Source organism: Photorhabdus sp. RW14-46, from assembly GCF_963887965.1.
Classification (GTDB): Bacteria; Pseudomonadota; Gammaproteobacteria; order Enterobacterales; family Enterobacteriaceae; genus Photorhabdus; species Photorhabdus laumondii.
In genome coordinates, this window is sequence record NZ_CAWPHH010000024.1 from 45,884 (window position 1) to 72,419 (window position 26,536).

General features: G+C 45.1%; 23 protein-coding genes. 17 read left to right on the forward strand and 6 right to left on the reverse strand.

All coding sequences use genetic code 11. The annotated features are described in order from the left end of the window. Positions 1-17 precede the first annotated feature (17 nt). A complete protein-coding gene (locus AACQ38_RS17230; RefSeq protein ID WP_165578667.1) occupies positions 18-2,645 on the forward strand; it encodes a TrlF family AAA-like ATPase in 2,628 nt (875 codons plus the stop codon). Further along, a complete protein-coding gene (locus AACQ38_RS17235; RefSeq protein ID WP_165578668.1) occupies positions 2,624-3,787 on the forward strand; it encodes an RNA-binding domain-containing protein in 1,164 nt (387 codons plus the stop codon). The genes AACQ38_RS17230 and AACQ38_RS17235 overlap by 22 nt, the downstream gene beginning before the upstream one ends. A 155-nt stretch (positions 3,788-3,942) precedes the next feature. Here the strand turns inward: AACQ38_RS17235 and dsbA are convergent, their stop codons facing one another. Continuing rightward, on the reverse strand, positions 3,943-4,566 hold the full coding sequence (dsbA, locus tag AACQ38_RS17240) for a thiol:disulfide interchange protein DsbA (RefSeq protein ID WP_011144770.1): 624 nt from the start codon (positions 4,564-4,566) through the stop codon (positions 3,943-3,945). A gap of 20 nt (positions 4,567-4,586) precedes the next feature. Further along, the gene (locus AACQ38_RS17245; protein ID WP_165578669.1) at positions 4,587-5,579 is read right to left on the reverse strand and encodes a serine/threonine protein kinase; all 993 of its coding nucleotides are present in this window, start codon (positions 5,577-5,579) and stop codon (positions 4,587-4,589) included. A gap of 217 nt (positions 5,580-5,796) precedes the next feature. Here AACQ38_RS17245 and mobA point away from each other — a divergent pair, with 217 nt between their 5' ends. Together mobA and mobB are read left to right on the forward strand one after the other, a co-directional pair. Then, entirely contained in the window at positions 5,797-6,387 is a 591-nt protein-coding gene (gene mobA, locus AACQ38_RS17250) for a molybdenum cofactor guanylyltransferase MobA (RefSeq protein ID WP_041379884.1), read from the forward strand. Further along, a complete protein-coding gene (gene mobB / locus AACQ38_RS17255) occupies positions 6,384-6,902 on the forward strand; it encodes a molybdopterin-guanine dinucleotide biosynthesis protein MobB (RefSeq protein ID WP_165578670.1) in 519 nt (172 codons plus the stop codon). Before mobA ends, mobB begins: the two co-directional genes overlap by 4 nt. Before the next feature lie 46 nt (positions 6,903-6,948). Here mobB and AACQ38_RS17260 read toward each other — a convergent pair whose 3' ends face one another. The 4 genes from AACQ38_RS17260 to AACQ38_RS17275 form a co-directional block, all read right to left on the reverse strand. Beyond that, positions 6,949-7,239, reverse strand: coding sequence for a dsDNA nuclease domain-containing protein (locus AACQ38_RS17260; RefSeq protein ID WP_242685614.1), 291 nt, complete (start codon positions 7,237-7,239; stop codon positions 6,949-6,951). 265 nt (positions 7,240-7,504) lie between these two features. Further along, entirely contained in the window at positions 7,505-8,860 is a 1,356-nt protein-coding gene (gene gorA / locus AACQ38_RS17265; protein ID WP_207631904.1) for a glutathione-disulfide reductase, read from the reverse strand. A 110-nt stretch (positions 8,861-8,970) separates the two neighbouring features. Further along, positions 8,971-9,813: a 23S rRNA (adenine(2030)-N(6))-methyltransferase RlmJ gene (locus AACQ38_RS17270; protein ID WP_165578672.1), complete on the reverse strand. Its 843-nt coding sequence runs from the start codon at positions 9,811-9,813 to the stop codon at positions 8,971-8,973. Positions 9,814-10,451: 638 nt separating this feature from the next. Further along, positions 10,452-10,970: an Hcp family type VI secretion system effector gene (locus AACQ38_RS17275; protein WP_112878150.1), complete on the reverse strand. Its 519-nt coding sequence runs from the start codon at positions 10,968-10,970 to the stop codon at positions 10,452-10,454. Positions 10,971-11,870: 900 nt separating this feature from the next. On the opposite strand from AACQ38_RS17275, the gene tssB reads away from it, so the two are divergent. The 13 genes from tssB to tssA form a co-directional block, all read left to right on the forward strand. After that, a complete protein-coding gene (gene tssB / locus AACQ38_RS17280) occupies positions 11,871-12,368 on the forward strand; it encodes a type VI secretion system contractile sheath small subunit (RefSeq protein ID WP_011144761.1) in 498 nt (165 codons plus the stop codon). 23 nt (positions 12,369-12,391) lie between these two features. Then, positions 12,392-13,870 carry a type VI secretion system contractile sheath large subunit gene (gene tssC, locus AACQ38_RS17285; protein ID WP_165578673.1) on the forward strand — a complete coding sequence of 493 codons (1,479 nt, stop codon included), beginning with the start codon at positions 12,392-12,394 and terminating at the stop codon, positions 13,868-13,870. Between the two features lie 6 nt (positions 13,871-13,876). Beyond that, positions 13,877-14,317 (forward strand): type VI secretion system baseplate subunit TssE, encoded by a 441-nt coding sequence (gene tssE, locus AACQ38_RS17290; RefSeq protein ID WP_011144759.1) that lies wholly within the window; start codon positions 13,877-13,879, stop codon positions 14,315-14,317. Between the two features lies 1 nt (position 14,318). After that, entirely contained in the window at positions 14,319-16,172 is a 1,854-nt protein-coding gene (gene tssF / locus AACQ38_RS17295; protein WP_165578674.1) for a type VI secretion system baseplate subunit TssF, read from the forward strand. Then, positions 16,136-17,185 carry a type VI secretion system baseplate subunit TssG gene (gene tssG / locus AACQ38_RS17300; protein ID WP_165578675.1) on the forward strand — a complete coding sequence of 350 codons (1,050 nt, stop codon included), beginning with the start codon at positions 16,136-16,138 and terminating at the stop codon, positions 17,183-17,185. Before tssF ends, tssG begins: the two co-directional genes overlap by 37 nt. A gap of 5 nt (positions 17,186-17,190) precedes the next feature. Beyond that, positions 17,191-18,477: a type VI secretion system-associated FHA domain protein TagH gene (gene tagH, locus AACQ38_RS17305; protein ID WP_165578676.1), complete on the forward strand. Its 1,287-nt coding sequence runs from the start codon at positions 17,191-17,193 to the stop codon at positions 18,475-18,477. Further along, on the forward strand, positions 18,477-19,043 hold the full coding sequence (gene tssJ, locus AACQ38_RS17310) for a type VI secretion system lipoprotein TssJ (protein ID WP_052105895.1): 567 nt from the start codon (positions 18,477-18,479) through the stop codon (positions 19,041-19,043). Before tagH ends, tssJ begins: the two co-directional genes overlap by 1 nt. A 2-nt stretch (positions 19,044-19,045) precedes the next feature. Next, positions 19,046-20,398, forward strand: a complete 1,353-nt coding sequence (tssK, locus tag AACQ38_RS17315) for a type VI secretion system baseplate subunit TssK (protein WP_165578677.1) — start codon at positions 19,046-19,048, stop codon at positions 20,396-20,398. Next, positions 20,398-21,168 carry a type IVB secretion system protein IcmH/DotU gene (icmH, locus tag AACQ38_RS17320; protein WP_165578678.1) on the forward strand — a complete coding sequence of 257 codons (771 nt, stop codon included), beginning with the start codon at positions 20,398-20,400 and terminating at the stop codon, positions 21,166-21,168. The genes tssK and icmH overlap by 1 nt, the downstream gene beginning before the upstream one ends. An 11-nt stretch (positions 21,169-21,179) precedes the next feature. Next, positions 21,180-23,825, forward strand: a complete 2,646-nt coding sequence (tssH, locus tag AACQ38_RS17325) for a type VI secretion system ATPase TssH (RefSeq protein ID WP_165578679.1) — start codon at positions 21,180-21,182, stop codon at positions 23,823-23,825. Next, positions 23,822-24,622, forward strand: a complete 801-nt coding sequence (locus AACQ38_RS17330) for a helix-turn-helix domain-containing protein (protein ID WP_165578680.1) — start codon at positions 23,822-23,824, stop codon at positions 24,620-24,622. The genes tssH and AACQ38_RS17330 overlap by 4 nt, the downstream gene beginning before the upstream one ends. After that, a complete protein-coding gene (vasI, locus tag AACQ38_RS17335) occupies positions 24,619-25,266 on the forward strand; it encodes a type VI secretion system-associated protein VasI (RefSeq protein ID WP_165578681.1) in 648 nt (215 codons plus the stop codon). Before AACQ38_RS17330 ends, vasI begins: the two co-directional genes overlap by 4 nt. A 5-nt stretch (positions 25,267-25,271) precedes the next feature. After that, positions 25,272-26,536: type VI secretion system protein TssA (gene tssA / locus AACQ38_RS17340; protein WP_165578682.1), on the forward strand; the 1,265-nt coding region annotated here is incomplete at its 3' end.

The following is a 26,536-nucleotide window of genomic DNA, read 5'->3' on the forward strand; positions in this document are numbered from 1 at the left end:
TTTGGAGGAGGGTATTAATGAGTGACGACACTTTTGAATATGGCAGCCGGTGGCTCAAGACGGATTTTCATCTCCATACCCGTGCGGATAAAGAGTTCAAATACACGGGTGCAGATAACGACTACGTAAATCAATACGTACATTCGCTAAAAGATGCCGATATTGGCCTTGGTGTGATTACCAACCATAACAAGTTCGACATGTCTGAATTTAAGAGTCTGCGCAAAAGGGCTCAAAAATCTGGCATTGGTCTGCTGCCCGGTATTGAGCTCTCGGTAAAAGATGGGAACGCGGGTGTGCATACCCTAGTGGTGTTTTCCGATGAGTGGATAAGCAACAAGGAGCAAAAAAATTATATCCAGGACTTTCTCAATGTGACCTTTACCGGGAAAGCTAATTTTGAGCAGGAAAATGCGCGTTCGAATCACGATATTCTCAAAACCATTAAAATTTTGGATGGTTATCACAAAGACTACTTTTTAGTTTTTGCTCATGTGGAAGCACCCAACGGTTTATGGGGTGGTTTATTGCCGGGTCGGATAAAAGAACTTTTCGACAATGCTTTTGTTCAATGCAGAGCTTTGGCATTCCAAAAGGTTCGCACCCGAGATGAGCGCTCTAAGATCCAGCAAGCACTGGGTGACTTATATCCTGCTGAAGTGGAAGGTTGCGATGCTAAGAACCTTGCCGATATGTCGGCCAGAAAGGAAGCCAGCTATCTCAAACTCGGCGCGTTCAGCTTTGAGGCTGTAAAATTTGCCTTGCGGGATAAGACATCTCGCGTACAAGCTAAGCTACCTGACTATCACCATTCGTTTATTCGTAAAATCAGTTTTGAAGGTGTGGGCACCTTGGGTGGCACTGAAATCTGTCTATCACGGGAACTGAATACTCTGATTGGTATTCGTGGCAGTGGCAAATCTTCCGTATTGGAAGGTATTCGCTATGCCCTGAATATCCCGTTTGGCGATAAGTCCTCTGACGTTGAATACAAAGAAGGTTTAGTAAAGCACCTGCTATGTAGTGGCGGGAAGATCACTATCGACGCGATTGACCGGCGAGGCCAGCCTTACCAAATACGTCGTATATTAGGTGAACGCCCTGATGTATATGTTAACGGGCAATTACAGCCGGGTGTGTCGATTCGAGAAACCGTCCTACATCAACCCATTTACTTTGGTCAAAAAGACTTGTCGAGTACTGGCGCTGGGTTTGAAAAAGACCTCATTGAAAAGCTGGTTGGGGAAGCTTTAATTTCTGTTCGCCAAAAGATAGAGCAAGGCCGTCAGCGCGTAGTGGATGCTATTGATCAGATTAAACGTTTAACCCGTGATGCCTTGCAGAAACAAGAGTGGCTGCAAAAAAAGCAGGATGTTGAGTTTAAGTTAAGGTTTTACCAGCAACACGGCGTAGAAGCCAAACTGCAAAAGCAGATTGATTTTGATCGGGATGAGCGCAAAGCGCAGCAGATGATCCAAGGGGCGCAGCATTATCTGACCGAGCTAAATAGCTTTATTGCCAGCTTTGAAGATGAACTGAAAAACCAGATTCTGTATAAGTCAGCACAAAATCAGCCTTTTTTCGATGGCTTTTTTGCGGTCTATCAACAGTTGCTCACTGGCTTTGATGGAATTAAGCAAGTGGCTGGAAGTGACCAAGCGACAGTTCAGCAATTGCAGCAAAAGTTGGCGGGCTTTCAACAACAAAAACAAGCTCTGAAAGAAGAATTTGCGGAAATCGAGCGCAAGTTAGCCAGTGAGTTTCAACAAGCGGGTGCACAAGCAATCAGTCTGCAAGAGTTTAAGCAGCTTAAAAGTCAGCTCGATCATGCTGAGCAAATGCTGGCTGTATTGGCCAAGAGTGAGCAGCAATATACGGATTTGAATCAAGGAGTTGAACGGGAATTGGTTCAACTGAATAGTCTTTGGTTTGAAGAATACTGCGCTATTGAGCAAGTGCTAAATAAAATCAATCGAGTGAATTCGCCGTTAAAAATTGTGCCGAAATTTAAAGATAACAAAGCGGCCATGCTCAAGCATATTCAGGATTTGTACCGCGGCAGCCGTATTCGAGAAGCTACATTGCAAACAGTGGTGGATGAGTTCAGCGATTTTGGTGCGGCATGGCGAGAAAAGGATAAGTTGAAATTGCTGGTTGGTGGTTCATTCGATACCTTCTGGCAGCATTTTGAAGATAATCTAGACACTTTGCTGACTTGGCAGGTACCGAATGTTTTCACCATTGAATACCATGGTAAGGCTCTGGCTCATCATTCATTAGGACAGCGCGCATCTGCATTAATACTGTTTGTTCTAAGCCAACAAGAAAACGATGTTGTGATCATCGATCAGCCAGAAGACGACTTGGATAACCAGACGATCTATGGCGATGTTATCAAGCTCATTCGTGAGTTAAAGCCAAAAACACAGTTCGTCTTTGCCACTCATAACGCCAACATTCCAGTGTTAGGCGATGCTGAGCAAGTCATCGCCTGTGAATATCAGGATGATCATATTAATATTGTCAGTGGCAGCATTGACTGCGCGGATGTTCAGCAGCGTATAGTCGGTATTATGGAAGGTGGTGCAGAAGCCTTCGAGAAACGTAAACAGGTATATGAAGCATGGAAACCCAAGAGCTCTTAGCAATAATTGCACGTGATGAAGATAGCCGTCATCAATTTAAAGCAGACGTCAACAATGCATCTTCGTTGGGTGCCGAAATGGTAGCGTTTTCCAATGGTACTGGAGGCTTAATTCTCATTGGTGTTAACAATGGCGATGGGTCTCGATCTGGATTGACGAGAGAAGATATCGGTCGAATTAATCAAGTCATAGCGAATGCTGCTACAAATAATGTTCGCCCCCCAATAAATCCTGTTACTGAAAACATTCAACTCCCCGATGGCCTGGTCATTGCTGTACATATAGAGCAAGGCATCAGTAAACCTTATATGGATACTCAGGGCTATGTTTGGGTGAAAAATGGTTCTGATAAGCGAAGGGTGACCGCTCGCGAAGAATTGCAACGAATGTTTCAGGAGGCGGCACTGATTCATGCAGATGAGACGCCGGTAAGTGGTACGTCAGTAGCCGACATCGATCAGGAGTTCTTTGATTCGTTTTTTGAGGGGGAATACGGAGAGAGGGTTGAGGAGCAAGGTATATCTCGCTCTCAGCTTTTAGAAAATATGAATTTGGCTAAAAATGGTCAGTTGAATATTTGTGGTACTTTGTTGTTTGCATCGCGGCCTCAGATTCGTCTTCCTGTTTTTATCGTAAAGGCTGTTACCTTCCCCGGTGTGGATATTGAAGATGAGCACTATATTGATAGTCAAGATATCAATGGCAAGCTGTCGGATGTGTTCCAAAAGGTGCTGGGGTTTGTATTGGCAAATATACGACATATTCAAAATAAGCAAAGCTTTAACTCACTTGGCGAGCCTGAAATCCCGAGGATTGTTTTAGAAGAACTGATTTCCAATGCGCTTATTCATCGCGATTACTTTGTGTCAGCCCCCGTTAAAGTGCTGGTTTTTGCAGATCGAATTGAAATTATTAGCCCCGGCCACTTACCCAATAATTTAACCATTGAGAACATCAAGATGGGGAACTCTAATATTCGTAACCCAATCTTGGCTTCATTTGCTTCTAAGGTATTGCCATACAGAGGCTTGGGAAGTGGTATTAAACGTGCAATCAAAGCATATCCAGATATTGAATTGATTGATAATAGGGAGGGGAATACATTCAAAGCTATCATTAGCCGAATGTTACTCAATGAGTGACTCCAAATCACTTCACTGAATATTTTCCGCCTGTATTTTGTGACGAAAACTGGCAAAAGCAGAAATCCGGTACCTGAGCAATCAGACTGTCGCCTACTAAGAGGAATCCCCCTCCTGAGTCACGAAGTGCAAAGGTGGGGGAGAATGCCAAAGTATTACTTCTGACTTAACAAGAAGTTAACAACATCTGAATAGGGTTTCGCATAGTTATCAGCAGAAGTGGCATCAATGCCGTCATTTTTCACCATATACTTGCCGTTAACAAACATTGCCGGTACACCTCGCAATTGCAAATCCTGAGCGGCTTTTTGCTGCTTAACAACTAAGGATTTCACCACAAAACTGCTCATAGCAGCATCATAATCCTCAGCAGTCACCCCGGCTTTGATAAAAGCATTGCGAATATCATTCGGAGTCTTAATAGCCAGTGTTTTCTGAATCCCCTCAAACAGCACCGGAGTCACTTTGTCTTCAACACCCATTGCCATTGCCGCAGCCCAAGCAGTAGTCAATTCTTTACCCAGTGGCCCTAAAAAATCCACATGATAACGGACAAGTTTTGTCCCTTCCGGTAAATGCTGTTTCACCGTCTGAGGCACTTTAAAAATCTCTTCAAACTGATAACAATGGGGACAATAGAAAGAGAAGAATTCTAGCACCGGTGGTTGATCCGCTACCGGCGATTTCAATTCAACATACTGTTTTCCTTCAGTAAAATTGGCGGCAGATACGCTAAATGCCATAACCATTCCGACTAAAGCTAACCACAACTTCTTCATAACTATCTCCATGATAAACATTAATACATCGGGTTAAGCTGCAAAGGTGATTCCTGCAACAGCTTAATCTGTTCAGAAAAAAGTGACGTCTGTTTTAACCAAAAATCGGTATCTGCCATCCAAGGAAATGCTTTGGGAAAAGCAGGATCCTGCCAACGTCGAGCAACCCATGCCAAATAATAGATCATCCGCATAGCACGCAATGGTTCTATCAATGACAATTCCTTCGGATCAAAATCTGCAAATTCACTATAGGCTTCCAGCAGTGTATCTAACTGCAATAGCTGTTCCTGACGAGAGCCATGAAGCAACATCCATAAATCCTGAATTGCTGGGCCGTTACGCGCATCATCAAGGTCAACAAACCAAGCTTCGTCACGCCACAAGATATTACCCGGATGACAGTCACCATGAAGCCTCAATATTTGCCAATCATCGCGCCAATTTGATGCTACAGCATTTATCAAATCATCCAATACTGCCAAAAATTGCCTTTTCTGTCCCGCAGGGACCAACTCACATACAGCCAAATACTGTCGTGGTTGATGCAGATACTCATTTAACCCGATAGTTGGACGAGAAGTGAATTTTTGCCGACGGCCAATCTGATGAATTCTCCCTAGCAAACGCCCTACATCCTCTAACTGAAAGAGATTATCGGATTCATACTGACGCCCCCCAATGCTTGGAAAAACGGCAAAAAAGAAATCTTTAAAAGTCAGTAAAGTTTGCTTATTAAATACCAAAGGTGCCGCAACAGGTAAATCAGCCTGTTGTAACGCCAAAGCAAAATCGTGCTCTTCCTGAATCTGCTGCTGGTCCCAACGTAGTGGCCGATAAAATTTCACAACATAACGTTTACGATCTTCATCCGTAAACTGATAAACACGGTTCTCATAACTGTTTAGCTCTGTCAGCCCGGAATCGATATACAGCCCGGTCTGCACCAATGCATCCATAATCAAATCCGGCGTTAACTCCCGGAAATTAAAAGCAGACTGGTTTGTTAGCACATTCTATTCTCTTGATTAATCTGTAATAACGGCTATACAAATTAACAGGGATGACCGCCCAGAGAAAGGACTGCTCTGTCAATAAGCGTAAAGATGACCCTTTTATCAGCAAGTTATCCGGTGATCTTATTTAAAAACGCTTACTTAAGCCCACATAATCAAGCTGAAAAAAGTTATATTAACAGTAATAACTACCTCAGTTGATAACTTGAACATTATGCAACCAAAAATAAGCGGCGCGATCCTTGCTGGAGGTCGCGCCACCCGTATGGGCGGCAATGATAAAGGGTTAATTTTTTTAAATAAAAAACCACTGTACCAACATATTGCAGATAAGCTATTTCCACAAGTGGATGAATTAATTATCAACGCGAACCGCAATCTGGATATTTACCGACAAAGTGGTTATCACATTGTTCCAGATTTAACACCAGACTTCTCTGGCCCCCTTTCAGGCATGCTGACAGCCCTAAAATCAGCTAGTTACGATTGGGTTATATTTGTTCCTTGTGATGTACCAGATCTCCCTACCGATTTGGTCATTCGCTTATGGCAGGGAAAACAGCAAGCATTGGCAGCCTATGTAAATGATGGCAGCCGGGCTCACCCTACCATCGCTTTACTACACCGCAGTCTGACTTCTCAATTAGAAAATTATCTGGCTAACGGTGATCGTAAATTGATACTGTTCATGCATAAGATCAGAGCGATAGCCGTTCAATTTGATGATAATCCCATCGTCTTTACTAATCTGAATACACCGCAAGATTGCCAACATTGGGAACATATACAGGAGATCAAAAAATGAGAGCCAAACCGCTTCCGCTACTAGGTATTACAGCCTATAGCGGAACAGGAAAAACTACACTTCTCAAACAAGTGATCCCACTATTACGTCAACGGCAAGTCCGGGTTGGTCTGATAAAACACACCCATCACGATATGGATGTGGATAAACCGGGCAAAGACAGCTATGAGCTGCGCAAAGCCGGTGCAGAGCAAACTCTGGTTGCCAACCAGCAACGCTGGGCGTTAATGACAGAAACGCCAGATTTGATGAAAATAGATTTGAACTATCTTGTCAGCCGTTTTGATCCAGATTCACTGGATCTAATTCTAGTGGAAGGTTTTAAAGATGAGCCAATCAACAAGATCGCTCTATACCGCAACACTCTTAACCACCGATTAAACGATCTTCTTGATCAACATGTGATTGCTGTTGCCAGTGATGAACAATTGGAGACTATTTTGCCACAATTGAATATCAATCAACCTGAACAGGTAGCTGATTTTATTGTCGAATGGCTGAATATGGAACGTTAAGTCACTTCCGCCTGCGCCCAGAACACAGGCAGAAGACCAAAAACAACTATTGATGAGGGAATAATTGACCAGCTGTGCTTTTGTGTAAATCATAAGCAGTCCAATGTGATTCACTGGTTTTTACCTGAGCAAAAGTGAGGTCTGTTGGAGAGTATTCATCATCTAATATTAGAACATCATCATGATACTCGAAGATAAATACATAGTTTTTTCCATCCAGTTCATATTCCAACATTTGAGACAAAGCCCAACAGGTCTGATAGTCAAACCCTCGTTGAGCAATCTCACCACCTCTTTCAGACTGTGGAATACTAATCAAAGCTTCAGCTAGCCCCATAAACTTCCTTATGCTTTGCCAAATGGACATACTCAATCACAATGCTTATTAGATTGGATGTGAATTGTAGCATAATCAAAAACTGGGGTTACCTTATTCTTCTTACAACACGCGGTCAGACAAGTTTCAAATGAATTTCCCAGTCCCCGTGAACGATATTATTGTCAAATCTCAACATCACTACATTGACATAAAAGGCCAGAAATTACTCTGGCCTTACTAGGTTTTTCCAGTGGGAGAAACGTATGTAGGTAGGTTTTCTACACTACCCCCTCATAGTAACAAACTCTTCCGCCGCAGTGGGATGAATTGCAACCGTGTTATCAAAGTCTTTCTTCGTTGCTCCCATCTTCAATGCAACAGCGAAACCTTGCAGCATTTCATCCATTCCGAAGCCGATACCATGAATGCCAACAATCTTCTCTTCCGGCCCGACACATACCAATTTCATCCGGCACGGCTGGCGATGTTGAGTGACAGCGGTATACATTGCAGTAAAAGAAGATTGATAAGTTTTCACCTGTTCTTCACCAAATTGCGCTTTCGCCTGAGGTTCAGTCAGCCCCACAGTACCAATAGGCGGATGGCTGAATACGACAGTTGGAATATTGGTGTAATCCAAATGTTCCTCTGGTTTATTGTTAAACAAGCGCTCAGACAGACGACGACCTGCGGCAACCGCAACGGGAGTTAACTCCACTGCACCGGTGTTATCACCTACTGCATAAATCCCTTTCACATTTGTGTTCTGATATTCATCAACTCTGATGTAGCCTTTTTCATTCAACTCAACACCGGCTACAGACAGGTTCAGATTATCCGTTACTGGTTCGCGGCCAATAGCCCAGATAAGGGTATCAACGGTTTGTTCTTTACCATTTTGCAGTTGCAAGGTCAGGCTACCATCCGCATTTTTACTTACTGATTTTGGCACCGATTCTGTATGCAAAGTAGGTCCTTCGGTATTGATAACTTCCAAGAGTGTTTCAACAATCATCGGATCAAAAGAACGCAACGGTGCATGTTGACGCACAAATAGATGGGTTTCACTACCAAGAGCATGCAATACACCGGCAATTTCTACGGCAATATAGCCTGCGCCAACAACCGCAACCCGCTTTGGCATCTCTTCCAATGCAAAAAAACCATCAGAATCAATACCATATTCTGCCCCTGGTATATCAGGCCGCACAGGACGACCACCTGTCGCAATCAAAATATGACCTGCGGTGATTTTTTCACCATTCACTTCAACAGTATGTGCATCAACAAAACGGGCAAACCCCTGGATCACATCAACTTTATTGTTACCCAAGCCACGCCCATAAGACTGGTGGATACGATCGATATAAGCCGTGCGACTGGCAATGAGTGTCTTCCAGTTAAAGCGGTTGATTGTCGCATCAAAGCCATAATCTGGCCCATATTGGTGGATAGATTCAGCAATTTGCGCCGCATGCCACATCACTTTCTTCGGAACACAGCCCACATTGACACACGTTCCACCCAATGCCTTAGCTTCAATTAGGGCACATTTCTGCCCATACATAGCGGCACGGTTAATTGATGCTATGCCACCACTGCCACCACCAATCGCTATATAGTCGTAATGTTTGCTCATCCGGATTGTTTCCATCTAATCAATTCAAGGGGGTTAATACCCAAAGCCTATTATGGCAAAAAATATTAAGCAGTCGCGATGGTTTTGGCTCTCGCTGCCATTGTTAAAAGCTATTCTGGCACCACCCATTTAACCAAGGTGTGACCAATTCCTTCTGGCACCAGAACCTGATGTAACCACGGCAACACTGATTTCATCTGCTGTTCCAGTTTCCAAGGTGGGTTAATCACTATCATGCCAGAGGCGGTCATGCCTCGTTGATCGCTATCAGGCCGGACAGCCAACTCAATTTGTAGAATACGGCGAATGCCCGTTGCTTCCAGCTCTTTAACCAGTCGTTTAATCTGCTGGCGTAATACCACCGGATACCACAACGCATAAACACCGGTTGCAAAACGCTTATAACCTTCCTGAATTGCCTGTACAACTGCCTGATAATCCGATTTCAGTTCATAAGGAGGATCAATCAGAATGAACCCACGGCGACTCAATGGTGGCAATTGTGATTTTAATTGCTGATAACCATCTTCACGCAAAACTCTGGCGCGGTTATCGCGGGAGAATTCATTACGTAATAAAGGAAAGTCACTCGGATGCAGTTCTGTCAGATTGAACTTATCATCCTGCCGTAACAAATGGCGGGCGATTAAAGGCGATCCTGGATAGTAACGTAAGTTGCCACTCTGATTCAGTGCAGCTACTGCACTCATATAAGCGTTCAACTCCTGCGGTAAATCTTCACGCTGCCAAACGCGGCCAATCCCTTCCAAATATTCACTGGTACGTTCAGCATGTTCACTACTGAGTTGATAGCGGCCCGCACCGGCATGCGTATCCAGATAGAGAAAAGGTTTCTCTTTTTCTTTAAGAGATTCAATGATCAAGCTTTGTACAGTATGCTTGAGCACATCGGCGTGATTGCCAGCATGAAAACTGTGACGATAACTTAGCATTAATTTCAGACCCCAGAGCAGAGAATAGGTTGATTGCCAGATGGAGTACCTGACAACTAAAAACCCATCCCAGTAGATGGGACAGATGGTAAGGCCCTATTATAGCCCTATTAGCGACAAAAATGTCAGACTCCTCATCTTTCTCCTGGAGATCCCTTTAGTCATATTAATAAAAATTTAGGATAAGTGAAAAACTCTACCCAGACCAATATGATATTTAATAAGTAATACTATTTACATTTCCACTAAAAATCATAAGTAATACTTACGTAATGACAAACAACAAGAATTGTGCAATTAAAAAAACAAGACATTAAACGAACAATTAAATATACAAGATCTTATGTTGATGTTCACAAAATCACCAATCAGGAACAGAGATTGAAAAATGTTAACACTCGCTATATGGAAAAATAATTAAAAGAAAAGCCAGAAAAAATGACTTAATGTTATCGAGAACATTAAGTAATATCGTTAAATAGTACGTGTAAAAAATGAAAGGGAGAGAAAGAAAAAAAATCAAAAAAGCTGAAAGAAGTTGAAGACAGTTATTAAAAATCTTCAACTTAAAATAAAGAAAAATTAAGCTTTTCAGCCAATGAAGAGATATTTCATTGGCTGAATGATTATATTACCTATCAGGCAACAATAGGTGCACGCCAATCATCTGCGCCGGAAGTACCTGCGGTTGTATGCTCCCAATTAATCTTACGATAAGACAGAGAAACACGAACCAGCTGAGTAAATTCAGATTTTGTTGGGTCCTGACAATGAGGCATTTGGCAATCAATGTCGATAATAGTGGCATCTTCCAACTGCGTCGTGAAGAAATGCTCTTGTTTCCCTTCAACAGAAGTGCGATACCATTTCAATACTACACTCGTCAGCATTTCACCCGAAGCCAATGCGTTATAAAGCAATGGAACAGATTTATTTAATGCAACTGTAAAACGGAATGGTTTATGAGCACGCTGACCTGAAGGCTGACCTGATTGAGGATCAGTGGGTACGGTGACGACATGATCAAATGCTTGAACTAGCATTTCATCTTCGTGGCCCTGAACGTAAATATTACCCACTGATTCAGCAGTGAATGAACCCGCAGTAATATTACCCTGTGTTTTTCCGGTGATAGAAATATAACATGGAGTTGGCATTGCAAATATCCTTTATAGAGATTGTGTCAACATTAAGGTAACGCTCATATTAATTTCAATAGTGATTATTTCATCTTGGAAGAAATCACTTGCGAATACATTGAACGCTAAAATGAATAATAAATACCAACCCGCTCGTTTCAAAATAAAATCTAAATTGCAAAATTGTTAATCCATCACCAACAAATAAAAACATTATAATTAATGCCATTTTTAAAAAAAACTTTGAAATTGACTTAATTTACAGAACAATTAACTGTTAACACTCATTTAATCTAGAGATAGGATGACATATCCATATGAAATATAAAAACTTCTATAATTCCAACCTAAATTATATTTTGATCAATTAAAAATTGATAACTGGATCAAAAAATTAAACATCTCTACTTGGTTAATAACGGAAATAATATTTTCAATATGAAACTAACTCTAATATGTAAACAAAAATACATCTAGAAATACTTTGTTACAAAATGAAACAAAAAATCATTAAAATACCTTTTATAGAGTACTTTAATCAAGAAGTGGATTAAGAAAGCATCAAGTCGTAACTGATTGCCAAATCAAATAAAATCATCAAAAGGCTAAATAGAGGGGTATATCTACATATATTTTAGCTTTACAATAAAAAAACAAAATGCGACACTCCGCTTTGCAGATCGCTCTATATTGATGCTATTGTTCGATGAATCAGAACATTCTGAATGTCGTATTTATCTATATGCTCATAAAAGCCAGCTTACTACCCAATTTAATGCAGTGAATCTCCCGTTTTTTAATCTAGGGGAATTTTATGTTCTCCATCACATATAGGTAGGTATCAAGGGCAACTCTCTCATCAATATTGTTATCAGATAATTCCTAATTGCCTAATTGTATTACCCAAAGGATTTTAATATGAGTAAAAATAGTTCAGGTAGCGTAGCGCCAAAAGAAAGGATTAATATCAAATACGTTCCGAATACCGGTGATCAAGTAGCCGAGATTGAATTACCCCTTAACCTACTTATCGTTGGTGACCTCAAAGGAACAAAAGAAGATACGCCAATTGAAGAACGGCAAGCTGTTTCTGTGCACAAGAATAACTTTAATGCCGTGATGAATGAAGCCAATATCAATCTCACCTTTAGTGTCCCCAATCGCCTCAACGATAATAACGGAGATGACCTGCCAATTAACCTGGAAATAAAATCACTCAATGATTTCTCACCCGATAACGTAGCGAAGAAAGTGCCTGAATTAAATAAACTTTTAGAGCTGCGTGAGGCACTTGTCGCACTAAAAGGGCCATTAGGAAATATTCCGGCATTCCGCACCCGCTTACAAGAGTTATTGGGTGATGAGAAAGTCCGCGAACAACTTCTAAAAGAGCTTGAAATCGTCAATCAAAAGTAATTGACTGAAAAGGAGTTTTTAACATGTCCTTGCATGAAGAGAGCAGTACAACATTAACCCCAGGGTCCACTACCTCTTTGCTTGACGAGATTATGTCTCAGGCAAGAATGACGCCGGAAAATGATGGCTACCATATCGCAAAACAAGGTGTTGCCGCTTTTATCAGCAGCATTTTGGATACCGGTACTAACGAAGAACCTGTCAACAAGCTTGTCGTTGATAGAATGATTGTTGAGCTTGATAAAACACTCAGCACTCAAGTTGATGAAATTATGCATGCCAAAGAGTTCCAAGAGCTGGAATCATCATGGCGTTCACTGAAATTGCTGGTTGATCGTACCGATTTTCGTGAAAACATCAAAATCAACATCATCCATGCGACCAAAGAAGAGTTACTGGAAGATTTCGAATTTTCACCAGAAATCATCCAATCAGGCTTATACAAACATGTCTACTCAACAGGTTATGGCCAGTTTGGTGGCGAACCGGTTGCGGCGGTCATCGGTAACTATGCGTTTAGCAATAGCTCACCCGATATCAAACTGATGCAATATGTCAGCGCGGTTGGCGCAATGGCTCACGCGCCATTCCTCTCTTCCGTTGCACCTGATTTCTTTGGTATCAGTAGCTTTACCGAATTACCAGCGATTAAAGATCTGAAATCTGTCTTCGAAGGCCCGGCACACACCAAATGGCGTGCGCTGCGCGAATCGGAAGATTCACGTTATCTCGGTCTGACAACACCGCGCTTCTTGTTACGTCTACCTTACTCAACCGTCGAAAACCCAATTAAAAACTTTAACTATCAGGAAGATGTCAGCAAAGATCACGAACATTTCCTGTGGGGTAATACCGCTTATCTGCTGGCAACTTGTTTGACTGACAGCTTCGCCAAATATCGCTGGTGCCCGAATATTATCGGCCCGCAAAGCGGAGGTACTGTCAGCGATCTACCGGTTCACCTGTTCGAAGCAATGGGGCAGATCCAAGCCAAGATCCCAACCGAAGTTTTGGTTACCGATCGTCGTGAATTTGAATTGGCAGAAGAGGGTTTTATCACTCTGACAATGCGTAAGGGCAGTGATAACGCCGCATTCTTCTCTGCCAACTCAGTCCAGAAGCCAAAAGTGTTCCCGAATACCCGCGAAGGGAAAATGGCGGAAACCAACTATAAATTGGGTACTCAACTGCCCTATATGTTCATCATCAACCGCCTTGCACACTACATCAAAGTGTTACAGCGCGAGCAGATTGGTTCCTGGAAAGAGCGTCAGGATCTGGAGCGTGAACTGAACACCTGGCTGAAACAGTACATTGCTGATCAGGAAAATCCACCAACGGATGTCCGTAGCCGTCGCCCTCTGCGTTCTGCCCAAATTCAAGTTTTGGATGTGGAAGACGATCCAGGCTGGTATCAAGTGGCAATGCAAGTTCGCCCTCATTTTAAATATATGGGAGCCAGCTTTGAGTTGTCACTAGTAGGCCGTCTGGATAAGGAGTAATGGGTCATGGCTGCGCTGCACAGTTGGAATAGAGAAGGCTCTGCCAGCCTGTTCGAGCGTATTCAGGGGAAGAACTCCGGTTCTTCCCGCCAATCAAGAATGCGTGAGCTGCTCAACTCCATAAAACGGCACCTGAATCATGTTCTTAATACTCATCCGGGTGCCTGTCAGAGTGCGGCTGATCTTGGCGTCATTGATCTCAATGACGCTACAACCACGGCAACTGACTTTAAACAGAGTATTGAACAGGCAATAGAGCACTGCATCACAAATTATGAACCAAGAATATCGTCAGTCACTGTCAATGCAATCCACGATGATAGTGATCCGCTGTTGTTACGTTTTCACATCAGCGCCCAGGTATCCCTGGATGATATTCATGACGCTGTTGAATTTAATATTCAACTGGATAACAACCGGCGTTATTGCCTAGAGAGGACTCAATAAAATGTCACTTGAAAAATATTTTAGAGAGGAACTGGATTACCTTAGACAATTGGGGCGACAAGCCGCAATTGAACATCCTCACCTCGCCTCATTTTTGTCTGAACAAGGCTCTGACCCGGATGTTGAGCGTTTACTAGAAGGATTTGCCTTTCTTGCGGGTAATTTGCGGGCAAAAATTGATGATCAATTCCCTGAGCTGACTCATGGATTGTTACACATGCTATGGCCAAATTACCTGCGGCCAACGCCTAGCATGACCATTATCCAATATACACCTGATGATAGTGCCATCAAGCAAGCTACGAAAATCCAACGCGGAACTCAAATCAAAAGCCGTCCACTGCCAGATGATAACGAAAATGATGAAGATGAAGATAATTACTTAAGCAATACCAATACTCAAAAAACAGGCCAAGACAATCATCGCTGTACTTTCACTTTATGCCGTGATGTTTGGCTGTTTCCGATGTCTATCCGAGACATCTCGGTCAATAATAGTAATGAGCAGGGTGTCATCAGTCTGAATTTCACCTCAAAAACAGAACTTAACTTACAGGAGCTGCAACTTGATAAACTGCGTTTTTATCTAAGCGGCGATGATTACAGCAGTACACAACTCTATTTCTGGCTTAGTTACTACCTTGAAGATGCAAAACTTGTTGTAGGCGATACCACGATTTCATTACCGGATTTTGACTTCGTTCCAGTGGGTTTTAATCGGGAGGACGCCCTATTGCCTTACCCGAAAAATGCCTATATGGGTTATCGCGTCTTACAAGAGTACTTCTGTTTTTCTGAAGGTTTTTTGTTTTTCGATGTCACTGGCATCCCTAAATTACCGGCAGATCTTCAAGCCACAGATTTCACGCTGAATCTCTACTTCTCAGAAGCACTGCCACCAGAAATCAAAATCCGTCAGGATACTTTTCGGTTGCATTGTGTTCCGGCAATCAATCTCTTTCCAATGGATGGTGAAGTTATTCGATTGGATGGTAGCCGGGACGAATATCCATTGAGAGCGAGTTATAGCCATCCTAATCGCTACGATATTTTCTCCGTGGATAAAGTGGAAAGCTATCTGACCAATAATGACGGTACACTCGACCGCAGCAGAGGGGCTAAACGGATCTATGTGCCATTTGAAAGCTTTCATCACCAAATCGAACACGAAAGCGAACTCAACACTCGCTATTTCCGTATTAGGGTTAAAGAATCACCCTTTCGTAACGGGCTTGAACACTATATCTCTTTCGTGCGTGGCGATGCATCATTGCTGCTGGAATTGGAGCATAGTGAAAGTATCTCTATCCGACTAACTTGCACCAATCGCGAATTACCACTGCAACTCCGGGTAGGTGATATTAATTACGCTTTAGAGGGAAACCCTTCATTTGCGCCATTTCGCAACATAACCCGCCCATCCGTTCCGCTCTATCCATTGATGAGCGGCGAGTATCACTGGGCGCTTATTTCTAATATGTCGCTGAACTATATGACATTATTGAACAAAGACGCACTAAAGGAGGTATTAAGTACCTACGATCTCCCCAGCCGATATAACCGACAATCCTCACGCTCATCACAAAAACGGCTAGATGCAATTGAACGGATCGAAACGAGGCAAATAGACCGGCTATTTAAAGGTCTCGCGGTACGTGGTTCGGAATCAACATTATATATCCGGCAACAGGCTTTCTGTTCTGAAGGCGAGCTTTATATGTTCGGCACCATACTGTCACACTTCCTTGCGTTATATGCCAGCATTAACTCTTTCCACATGTTGAAGGTGATCAATCTAGATAATCAGGAATGCTATCAATGGCCGGTACAAATAGGTCAACATCCGTTGATGTAACAGATAACAACTCGTCAGCAAAACGCTCGTTGGATGTATCAAAATACGATTTTTATCAATTGGTCGAATTACTCAACCAATTGGCGGTAGCGTGGGAAAAAACGGGGCAAACTAATCGCCCTGACCGTGAAGCAATCTGTTTTACATCCAGTGCCAGCCTGGCTTTTCCAACTAGAGATATTGTCTCTGTAAAACGTACCAAACAAGGTCGTTTTCATGTAGAAGTCTCTTTCCTTGGGCTACATGGTAGCCAGTCTCCCATGCCTGGTTACTACCTTGATTCGCTAGCATGGGAAGACGCCCAGGATGAAAACCGACTGACAGACTTTCTAAATGTTTTCAATCACCGTTCAATCGTTATGCTTCATCAGATCTGGCGGAAATACCGCTATTACATCTGTTTCGACAAGAATGGACAGGATGATTTTTCTCAGCGTATGTTCTCTTTGGTAGGGCTTGGCAGTCGTGTGAACCGCACTCATTTGAAGATCAACCATAGCAAAATGCTAGCCTATGCAGGTCTGTTAGCCAACCCGGGCCGATCACCGGAAGTGATATGCAGCCTGGTTTCTCACTGCTTTGATTTGCCAGATGTTACTGTTCATGGCTGGCAATTACGGAAAGTCGCCATTCCCTCATCACAACAAAACCGTTTGGGTGAAAAGCTGACAATAGATGGTGATAAAAATACGAAAATGTCCGTATTAGGTGAAAACTTCACCATCGGATCATGGGTAAAAAACTACAATAGTAAGTTTATGTTATGCATCAACAATCTATCCCGTGAACATTTCCTGTCATTTCTTCCCGACGGCAAAAATTTCCTACCACTGGTGATGTTTATCTGTTTTGTCCTGCGTGATCAATTGGCCTGGGATCTGCGTCTTGGCTTAGCTGAAAACCAAGCAGGCGGCATGGTGCTTGGCACGAAATTAAACAATAACCTGGGGTGGACCAGCTTTCTCGGCGAGCCGGAAAAGAAACCTTTTATCACGATTTCAGTAAGTGGATAAAGACGATGGAAAAACAACAGCCAACCCTTTCATTACGAGTACTCAATAGTGACCAATTGGAAAGCGGTAAACCTGCCAGTTGCCTATTCTCCACTCAAGGTGGCACTGTCGGCAGCAGTGAAAGCCATCTTTGGTCCATTCAGGATCTGCAAGGCAATATCAATCCTTCACAGTTTACTATCCAGTGGCGTGATGGTGCATTCTGTCTGCAAATGATCGCCGGCCCTTTGTTTGTGAATCAATCACCATTGGCCTCTGGTATTAGCTTTATCCGACTGCAACAAGCGGATGAAATTACCGTTGGTAAACTGGTCATCAAAAGTTATATCAGTTTTTCCGACGCAGATCGTATTGATCCAATGACAGTATCCCCGGAATCACTGGTCTCCAGCTATAGCAATCCACTGGACGCGATGATGGAAAAAAAACCTGTCCAGGATACCGCGTTCACCGATCATGGTTCTTTAGCTCCCACGATTAAGCACGATTTCAGCCATGATCCGCTCAAGGTTCTCGATAGTGAAAATCTAACCACACTGGACCAGACCTTAGAGAGTGACGGCATCACCCAAAGCCTACAGCAGGGCCATTACCAAGCTCCATTATTCTTCTCTCCCCTCTCAGATAACAGAGGCAATGCTATGGATCGGGATTTTGTTGATTTACCGAATATCTCTTCACCTTTAAGTGAAGAGTATCAGGACATGGAACAGCAACATGTTGCTATCACACCCCTGATGCGAGGGTTGAACACACAATTGCCTTTACATAACAGCCAACAGGCCAACGACTTTCTGGAAGAAATGGGTAAAACCATGAAAGCGGCAATTGAAGGTCTACTGGTACTGCAACGTACACAGCATGGGCTGCGCGATAAACAATTGCGCCCTATTGAAGATAATCCGCTACGGCTGAACATGGATTACAACACCACTATGCAGGTGATGTTTGCGGACCAAAAAAGCCCGGTACATCTCTCTGCCCCCTCCGCTGTCGCTGAAAGCTTACATAACCTGCAATTGCACTATCAGGCTAACCGGATTGCGATCACTGCCGCCTTGAACACCATGTTGGATGCTTTCTCACCGGAACATCTACTGAGTCGTTTTGCCCAATACCGCCGCAGCAATGAAACACAGGAAAAAGATGCAACCTGGGCATGGGAAATGTACACCAGTTACTACCGCGAACTGGCTTCCAGCCGCCAACAAGGGTTCGAAAAACTGTTTGGTGAAGTCTATGAGCAAGCTTATGACCGCGCTCTGCGTCAAGGTTTAGAGGATAGCCAGTAATGAAGCGCTCCGGCGGTAATACCTCATGGTCCGGTAGTTATACCGTATGGTTTGTATTGCTGGCAGCGCTGATATTAAGCGGCTGTAGCAGTGCATGGCAAGCAACGAAGAAAGTCGGGCAGGTAGTCTGGGACCCATCAACTCCAGTTGGTCAACCCGCGAATTTACCTTCCACCGTCGCGATCACTCTGCTGGCAGAACCTGATATTAACCCCAATAAAAATGGAGAAGCCACTCCGGTTGAAATGCATCTGCTCTATCTCAGTGAAGATTCCCGTCTACTTGCCGCTGATTATGACCAACTGGCGAGTGACAAACTGGATAAAGCGCTGGGGAAAAATTATATCGACCATCAGGATTACACCTTATTGCCGGGGCAGTACAAACCACTGCCAGTCATCCCGCTGGAAAAAAATAGCCGTTACATCGGCGTTATCGTTCGCTATGCCGATATTAATCAATCCGAATGGAAAAAGGTCATCCGTGTGAAAGACACAGGACAGCAATACCACATTCTGGTGCATATCAGAGCGAACGAAGTTGAACTTAGAAAAGAGGAACAATAACTATGTCAGGTAAAAATCGGGTGATTTGGCGCGAAGGATTATTCATCAAGCCACAACACTTTCAGCAACAACAAAAACATAATGACTATCTGGCTCATAGCCGCCTGACAACCTTTATCGAACACTATTACGGTTTCAGTTCCCTGACTATCGACAAAGATCTTCTTGCTCTTGGGCGTATCAGTATTACCGAAGCCAGCGGTATTATGCCGGATGGCACCATATTCTCGATTCCCCATCAGGATGCCATTCTCCAACCGCTTAATGTGACCGATATTAACGGGCCTGGCAGCAAAAATATCTACCTGGCGCTCCCCATAACTAACGATACCTTTAATGAAATATCCCATCCTGAATCCAGGCATGCTGGGGCTGTACGTTACCGTGAACATATAAATAATATCCGTGACTTGCATACGGATGATGGTGATGTCAGCCCCGTCACTCTGGCACAACTGACACCGATTCTGAAACAGGGATCAGAAGACCTCAGTGCTTTTTCCTTGCTGCCACTATGCCGGATAAAAGAGGGGGCTAAAGGTGCAGCCCTCGCTCTTGATGAGGATTTCATCCCAACTTGTACTGCTGTCAAAGTATCCGAAAAACTGCAACGCTATATGGGTGAAATAGAAAATTCACTAACGGAACGAGCTCAAACTCTTGCGAAGCAGATTGGTTCACCTGGTCAGCAAGGCGTTGCTGATGTGTCTGAATTTATGATGCTCCAGTTACTTAACCGAGTCCATCCGTGGTTTACCCATTATTCTAAGCAAGCTCTTCTTCACCCTCAGGACTTCTTCACCCAAGTTCTCCAAACTTGGGCTGAATTGAAAACATTTACGGATAAATCCCGTTTGGTCGGCAATATACTAAATTATGATCATAACAATCTGACTGACACATTCCTGAACCTCATGCGTCACATGCGCCGCGAAATGAATGTCGTTCTGATGCCACGAGCAGTCGCCCTACCTCTACAGATTCAGGGGAATGGTTTCCGGGTAGCAACCATCCATGATCCCGATCTATTGCGCAAATCAGCTCTTATCTTGGCCGTTCGCGCACAGATTCCACAGGAGCAGTTACGCCGACAGTTCGTTCAGCAGATCAAAGTTGCGTCGCAGGAAAAAATCCGCGAAATGGTCAGCGTCCAATTACCCGGGGTCGCTATGGAGGCGCTTTCCGCCGCCCCACGCCAATTACCTTATCACGTCGGTTACACCTACTTCCGTTTTGATCAACAAGGTCCGGCATGGCAAGAGATTTTGAAAGGCAACTCCATCGCTTTCCACGTTTCAGGAGAATTCCCTGGATTGGATATGCAGCTCTGGGCAGTCAGTAACGGGATTGATTAATGAAAACTGAAACCATAAATGACAATCCTATTCCGACGCAGGGAGTCACTGATAATACTGTGCATCTTCAGTATCAGTTACCGCTACGCGGAGAAAGCCTAAACCCGATGATCGATGCCGCTACACCGCTGCTCGGCATGGTCATGCGTCTAAAAGACATGGGCGAACAACCGCTGCCGGACCAGCTTTATCAACAGGTCGTCACTGATATTCAGGCAATCGAACAACTTCTACAAACCAAAGGCTATGAGCCGGGCGCAATTATCTCTTTTCGCTATACGCTCTGTACCTTCATTGATGAAACCGCATTGGGTCATGGTTGGAATAGCAAGAATGAGTGGTTACAACAATCACTACTGGTTCGATTCCACAACGAAACTTGGGGTGGTGAAAAAGTCTTTCAATTGTTAGATCGTTTGATGGGTGAACCTCAGCGCTATCAACATCTGCTGGAGTTTATCTATCTTTGCTTCTGCCTCGGTTACCGTGGCCGTTATAAAGTTGCTTCGCAGAAAAGTGATGACTTTGAACGTTTATTCCGTCGATTACACCAACAACTGCACGCGCTGCGGGGAGAAGCTCCTTCCATCATTCTCCACAATAACGCCAATGAGCGTAATGATCGCTATCGCCTGGGTAAACGTCTGACTATTAAACATCTGTTCTGGAGCGGTATTACGCTGCTCGCTATCGTTTATGGCTTCTACGCTATCCGTCTACACAACCAAACCCAGAACATCTTACAACAACTAAATAACTTACTGAGCTAGGAAAGAAACCGATGATTCAGATTGATCTACCTACATTAGTTAATCGCTTAAATCCGATGACTCGGCACGCTCTGGAAGCGGCGGCAGCGCAATGTGTCAGCCAACAGCAACCTGAGATCACGGTTTCACAGCTATTGTTGCAAATGATCAACACCCCTCTCAGTGATGTCAGAGCGATCTTCAATCAAGCCGAAGTAGACAGCGATTTGCTGAAAGAACAACTTGATCAGATGATCCCTCACCATCAAGCAATGGTTCAGGCTTATCCTAACTTTTCTCCAATGTTAGTGGAGTGGTTACAGGATAGCTGGCTGTTAGCATCGACTGAGATGCAACATCAGGAATTACGCAGCGGCGTCATGCTGATGACCTTGCTGTTCAGCCCGCTACGTTACCTGACACCCCAATCCGCACGTCTTTTATCGGGAATAAACCGCGAATTGTTACGCCAGAATTTTACCCAATGGACCGCGGGCTCTGCTGAACAACCGGTTGTGGAAAACGATAAAAACGGACAAAACAAAGCTGCCGCCGGGAGTGATAGCTTGCTCGCCCGTTTTACTCAAAATATGACAGAACAAGCTCGTCAGGGAAAACTCGATCCTGTTCTATGCCGTGACAAAGAAATTGACCTAATGATCGATATTCTCTGCCGTCGCCGTAAAAATAACCCGATTGTGGTAGGTGAAGCGGGCGTCGGTAAAAGTGCGCTCATTGAAGGGTTGGCTCTGCGCATTATCGACAACCGAGTGCCGGAAAAACTGCATAACAGTGAATTGATGACACTGGATCTGGGGGCACTACAAGCAGGTGCGGCGGTAAAAGGTGAATTTGAAAAACGTTTCAAAGGCATTATGAATGAAATAAATCAGTCATCCGTACCGATTATTCTGTTCATCGATGAAGCTCATACCCTGATTGGCGCCGGTAATCAACAAGGCGGACTGGATATCTCCAACCTGCTAAAACCCGCTCTGGCACGGGGTGAATTGAAAACAATTGCTGCGACCACTTGGGGAGAATACAAAAAATATTTCGAAAAAGATGCGGCCCTCTCCCGCCGTTTTCAACTCATTAAAGTGGCCGAACCGACCGCGGAAGAAGCCATCATTATTATGCGTGGCCTGCGGGCAATCTATGAACACTCTCATGGCGTATTAATCGATGATGAAGCGCTAAAAGCCTCTGCGGTATTAAGCGACCGTTACCTCTCTGGACGCCAGTTGCCAGACAAAGCCATTGATGTGCTGGATACCGCCTGCGCCCGCGTGGCCATCAACTTGACGTCACCTCCGCGCCAAATTTCTGCCCTGAAAAACCAACTGCATCAGCAACAAATGGAATCAGACGTGCTGGCGAGGGAACAGCGCATGGGGCTCAACCCGCACACGGATCGACTGGATGAACTACGACAACAACAGCAGGAAACCACGGAGAAATTGGCTGCACTGGAAGCCAGTTGGCAGCAACAACAGCAATTAGTTCAGCAAATTATTGAACTACGCCGTCAGCTATTAACCGACGAAACAGAATTCACTAACGAAACAAAACAGAGCGAAACATCGGCCGAAATGACAACTGAAGAGTTGATTGCACAATTGGCTGAACTGAATGAACAGTTGGAACAATTACAGCAACAACAAACGCTCATTTCTCCTCACGTGGATAAAAACCAGATTGCAACGGTTATCGCTGAATGGACTGGCGTGCCACTTAATCGTCTGTCACAAAGTGAACTTTCCGTGGTGACAGAACTGCCCATGCACCTGGGACAAAGCATCAAGGGGCAGGATCTGGCTATTCAATGCCTGCATCAGCACTTGTTGACCGCCAGAGCTGACCTGCGCCGTCCCGGTCGTCCATTGGGCGCCTTCTTGCTGGCAGGACCCAGTGGCGTCGGTAAAACCGAAACCGTTTTACAGATTGCCGAATTGATGTTTGGCGGACGTCAATATCTGACCACGATCAACATGTCGGAGTTTCAGGAAAAACACACGGTTTCCCGCCTGATTGGTTCGCCTCCCGGCTATGTTGGCTATGGGGAAGGGGGGGTACTCACCGAAGCTATTCGCCAGAAACCTTATTCCGTCGTCCTGCTTGATGAAGTGGAAAAAGCGCATCCTGATGTCCTGAACCTGTTCTATCAGGCCTTCGATAAAGGTGAGTTGGCCGATGGGGAAGGCCGGGTGATTGACTGTAAAAATGTGGTCTTCTTTTTAACGTCCAATTTGGGCTATCAAACTATCGTCGATAATGCCGATAAACCGGCAGAGATGCATGACCGGCTTTATCCTGAACTGGCCGCTTTCTTCAAACCCGCCTTACTGGCGCGAATGGAAGTGGTGCCTTATCTGCCGTTAGGACACGACACCCTGAAAACCATTATTCAGGGCAAACTGGCGCGCCTCGATAACTTATTGCGTCAACGCTTCAATGCCGACGTCACCCTGAGTGATGAGGTGGTTGAAGAGATACTGCAACGGGCAACTCGTGCTGAAAATGGCGCCCGCATGCTGGAATCGATCATTGATGGCGCTTTGTTGCCGCCGTTATCTCTGCTGTTATTGCAAAAAATGGCGGCCGGAAAACAGATCCGCACTATCCAGCTCACCGTTAACGACCATCAGTTCAACGCGGTGGTTGAGGAGATACCATGAAACAACGGCTGAAAAGCGCATTAGCGTTACTGGAAAATGACTCTGTCGAGCAACTGGTTCATCACTTTCTTGAGGTGAATCACCAACGCCAGCGTTTTGATGCCTTGCTGGTCTCTCTGCTTAACGTGAATGAAAACCGTCTGGAATGCTACCGGTTGCCGGCGCCAAACCAGATAAGCGCGCTGCAACTGGATGTCAATATCGGTGATATCAACCATCCACTGGTCCAAATCTTGTACAAAGGCACCCCCACGACGTGGGGATCCCTCAATCAAGGGGTACGCATCGACCATCGAAACTTTCGCCTCTTCGTTGAAGAACTTCCTCATCGCTGCGGCCTGCATGCTATTCCGTTGTTTAACTGCAACGGGCAGGCATGTGGCGTGATTGCTGTTTTCGCCAAAGATGTCCATCGTTTTGCTGACGATAGCAACATGTTTTACATCTACTGCCATGTCATGCAACACCGATTGAAAAAATTGCAGGAACTGGAACTACTGCGTGACCAATTACGCCAGATCCGCCAGGTTTTTCAGACACAGCGCCAGAAAGAAAAACAGCTTGATGAATTGCTGGCTTCGTTAAGCACCACAGCCGAAAACAAAACCTCAGCCAGCGTCTCTCACGATTACAGCAAAATCGACAACTTACCTCAGGCACTTGAAGAGTTCGAATGTGCAGTACTGATACAACGCCAGCATATTTACGGCAACAACACCAAACAGATTGCCGCCAGCCTGGGTATTGCACCCCGGACACTGACTTACAAACTGGCGAAATACAGGTGTAAATTATGAATTTTCTGCTACTGGTCAGTTCATTAATCGCCTCTCTGACAGGCACCCCTGATACTCAGCCAGATCAGGAAACCCCAACAGCGCCTTCACTACCCGCTTTGCTACAATGCCGGGCAGAACCGTCACCGTTGGTCAGAGTCGATTGCTACGACCGTCTATTGGATAAAGTCGATAATATTGCCGTTATCCCGTTAGAAAAAACCGGCCCTGTCTGGAGACAGGCAATGGAACAGGAGATGAAACGCACTGACCATTCAACCGGTTTTATCACCACCCAATCTGACAGCCTACCGATTCGCGTCATACTAACCACCCCTGCGATGGGGGTTCCACCACCACGGCCAGTCCTGATGCTGAGTTGTATCGATAACATTACCCGAATACAAATTGCCCTGGCTAAACCACAAGATAGCGGTACTGTGATGATGTCGACGGAAATCACCCAATTCAGTGCTGACTGGTTCTTGCGTGAAAACGGCTACCTGCTGGAATCCAGCCGTGGACTACCGGGCATTGAAGAACTCAAACGACTGATGACAGGAAAAACCCTGACCATCAAAACCGGCAACGGAAACCGCATGACATTCAACATTTCTCAACTGGAACAGGCGGTGAAACCTTTACGCTCCGCCTGCCGCTGGTGATCCCCATGGATATCAGGAAACAATTTGACTGGCAGGGCCTCCTGCTAACCCCCCTATCGGATGAACTCATCAGCCGGGCGCTGGATGAAAACGAACCCGCCTGGGAATATATCGACGGGGAGATGGTTAAGCTAGGATCACTGGCCCATTCCAGCCTGAATATTGAAGAGATCCAGCGTCAGGCGCTGCAACTGTTCAGCGAAAAAAGCAAAGATTTCAGACTGATGGTTCATTTGCTGCGGACACTGCAACACGGCAGTCATCCCGCTGAACTCATCCTGGCAATGGAGCTGTTAGCTGATTACATCCCGCATTACTGGCAGGCAGCCTGGCCACAAAAACCGCAGCTCAAACGCCGCCTGGCGCAACAGGTGATTAAACGGTTTGACGCTGCGCAACCCGGCTTCTGCGAACAGGCGGATGAGACGCAGCGCGAAGAGGCACAGGGCGCACTGGCACATCTGGCACAATGCTGGCATACCGATGAACCGGCTCTGGCTAAAGAGATCGACCAGTTACGCCCCCGCTATGCCCGTAAACCTCAGCCCAAACCGGCAGCCGCGCCGGCTGAACCGGCCGAAACGACAGCACAATCGGCAAACACTTCAGCACTGACATCCCCCCCCATACCGGATGTCACCGTAGACAGTTCCGGTGAAAAAGCCTGGAAACAGACGCTCCTGACCGTGGCTGACCTGCTGTGCGAACGCCAGCCTGATTCCCCTGTCGGTTACCGTCTGCGTCGTTATGCTATCTGGTACACCCTGACCACAGCACCGATGGCGAATGGCACCGGCAAAACACCGCTGGCACCGACGTCGGCAGACCGCACCGCAGATTATCTGGCGAAACTCCCGGCGGCGGATAACGCCCTGCTGCAACAGATAGAACAGAGTCTGACCCTGGCCCCTTACTGGCTGGACGGACACGCTATCGCGGCGCAGGCCGCCGGAAAACTGGGTTTCCACGCCGTGGCTGACGCTATCCGCGATGAACTCCGGGCCTTTCTTGACCGTCTGCCGGTCCTGCAAAACCTGTCTTTCTCCGATATGAGCCCGTTTATCTCCGACGCCACGCTGAACTGGCTGCATCCCCCGGCGACCGCCACCGTCAACAACGGCACCACGCCGGAACAGGACGCTGTCTGGCACTGTTTTCAGCAACACGGACTGGAAGCCGCCCTCCACGCCGCGGAGCAATATCAGCAACAGCTGACCGAACCGCGGGATCAATTCTACGGTCAGTTACTGACGGCCCAGTTACTGGAGCA

Excerpts from the sequence above, each read along its gene's own strand:
- vasI (WP_165578681.1), top strand. The coding sequence starts at position 24,619 with ATGAATTTTCTGCTACTGGTCAGTTCATTAATCGCCTCTCTGACAGGC.
- tssH (WP_165578679.1), top strand. The coding sequence starts at position 21,180 with ATGATTCAGATTGATCTACCTACATTAGTTAATCGCTTAAATCCGATG.
- AACQ38_RS17330 (WP_165578680.1), top strand. The coding sequence starts at position 23,822 with ATGAAACAACGGCTGAAAAGCGCATTAGCGTTACTGGAAAATGACTCT.
- AACQ38_RS17230 (WP_165578667.1), top strand. The coding sequence starts at position 18 with ATGAGTGACGACACTTTTGAATATGGCAGCCGGTGGCTCAAGACGGAT.
- icmH (WP_165578678.1), top strand. The coding sequence starts at position 20,398 with ATGAAAACTGAAACCATAAATGACAATCCTATTCCGACGCAGGGAGTC.
- AACQ38_RS17260 (WP_242685614.1), bottom strand. The coding sequence starts at position 7,239 with ATGGGGCTAGCTGAAGCTTTGATTAGTATTCCACAGTCTGAAAGAGGT.
- tssF (WP_165578674.1), top strand. The coding sequence starts at position 14,319 with ATGTCACTTGAAAAATATTTTAGAGAGGAACTGGATTACCTTAGACAA.
- tssJ (WP_052105895.1), top strand. The coding sequence starts at position 18,477 with ATGAAGCGCTCCGGCGGTAATACCTCATGGTCCGGTAGTTATACCGTA.
- AACQ38_RS17270 (WP_165578672.1), bottom strand. The coding sequence starts at position 9,813 with ATGCTAAGTTATCGTCACAGTTTTCATGCTGGCAATCACGCCGATGTG.
- tssE (WP_011144759.1), top strand. The coding sequence starts at position 13,877 with ATGGCTGCGCTGCACAGTTGGAATAGAGAAGGCTCTGCCAGCCTGTTC.
- dsbA (WP_011144770.1), bottom strand. The coding sequence starts at position 4,566 with ATGAAGAAGTTGTGGTTAGCTTTAGTCGGAATGGTTATGGCATTTAGC.
- tssG (WP_165578675.1), top strand. The coding sequence starts at position 16,136 with ATGGCCGGTACAAATAGGTCAACATCCGTTGATGTAACAGATAACAAC.
- mobA (WP_041379884.1), top strand. The coding sequence starts at position 5,797 with ATGCAACCAAAAATAAGCGGCGCGATCCTTGCTGGAGGTCGCGCCACC.
- tssC (WP_165578673.1), top strand. The coding sequence starts at position 12,392 with ATGTCCTTGCATGAAGAGAGCAGTACAACATTAACCCCAGGGTCCACT.
- mobB (WP_165578670.1), top strand. The coding sequence starts at position 6,384 with ATGAGAGCCAAACCGCTTCCGCTACTAGGTATTACAGCCTATAGCGGA.
- gorA (WP_207631904.1), bottom strand. The coding sequence starts at position 8,860 with ATGAGCAAACATTACGACTATATAGCGATTGGTGGTGGCAGTGGTGGC.
- AACQ38_RS17235 (WP_165578668.1), top strand. The coding sequence starts at position 2,624 with ATGGAAACCCAAGAGCTCTTAGCAATAATTGCACGTGATGAAGATAGC.
- tagH (WP_165578676.1), top strand. The coding sequence starts at position 17,191 with ATGGAAAAACAACAGCCAACCCTTTCATTACGAGTACTCAATAGTGAC.
- tssB (WP_011144761.1), top strand. The coding sequence starts at position 11,871 with ATGAGTAAAAATAGTTCAGGTAGCGTAGCGCCAAAAGAAAGGATTAAT.
- tssK (WP_165578677.1), top strand. The coding sequence starts at position 19,046 with ATGTCAGGTAAAAATCGGGTGATTTGGCGCGAAGGATTATTCATCAAG.
- AACQ38_RS17275 (WP_112878150.1), bottom strand. The coding sequence starts at position 10,970 with ATGCCAACTCCATGTTATATTTCTATCACCGGAAAAACACAGGGTAAT.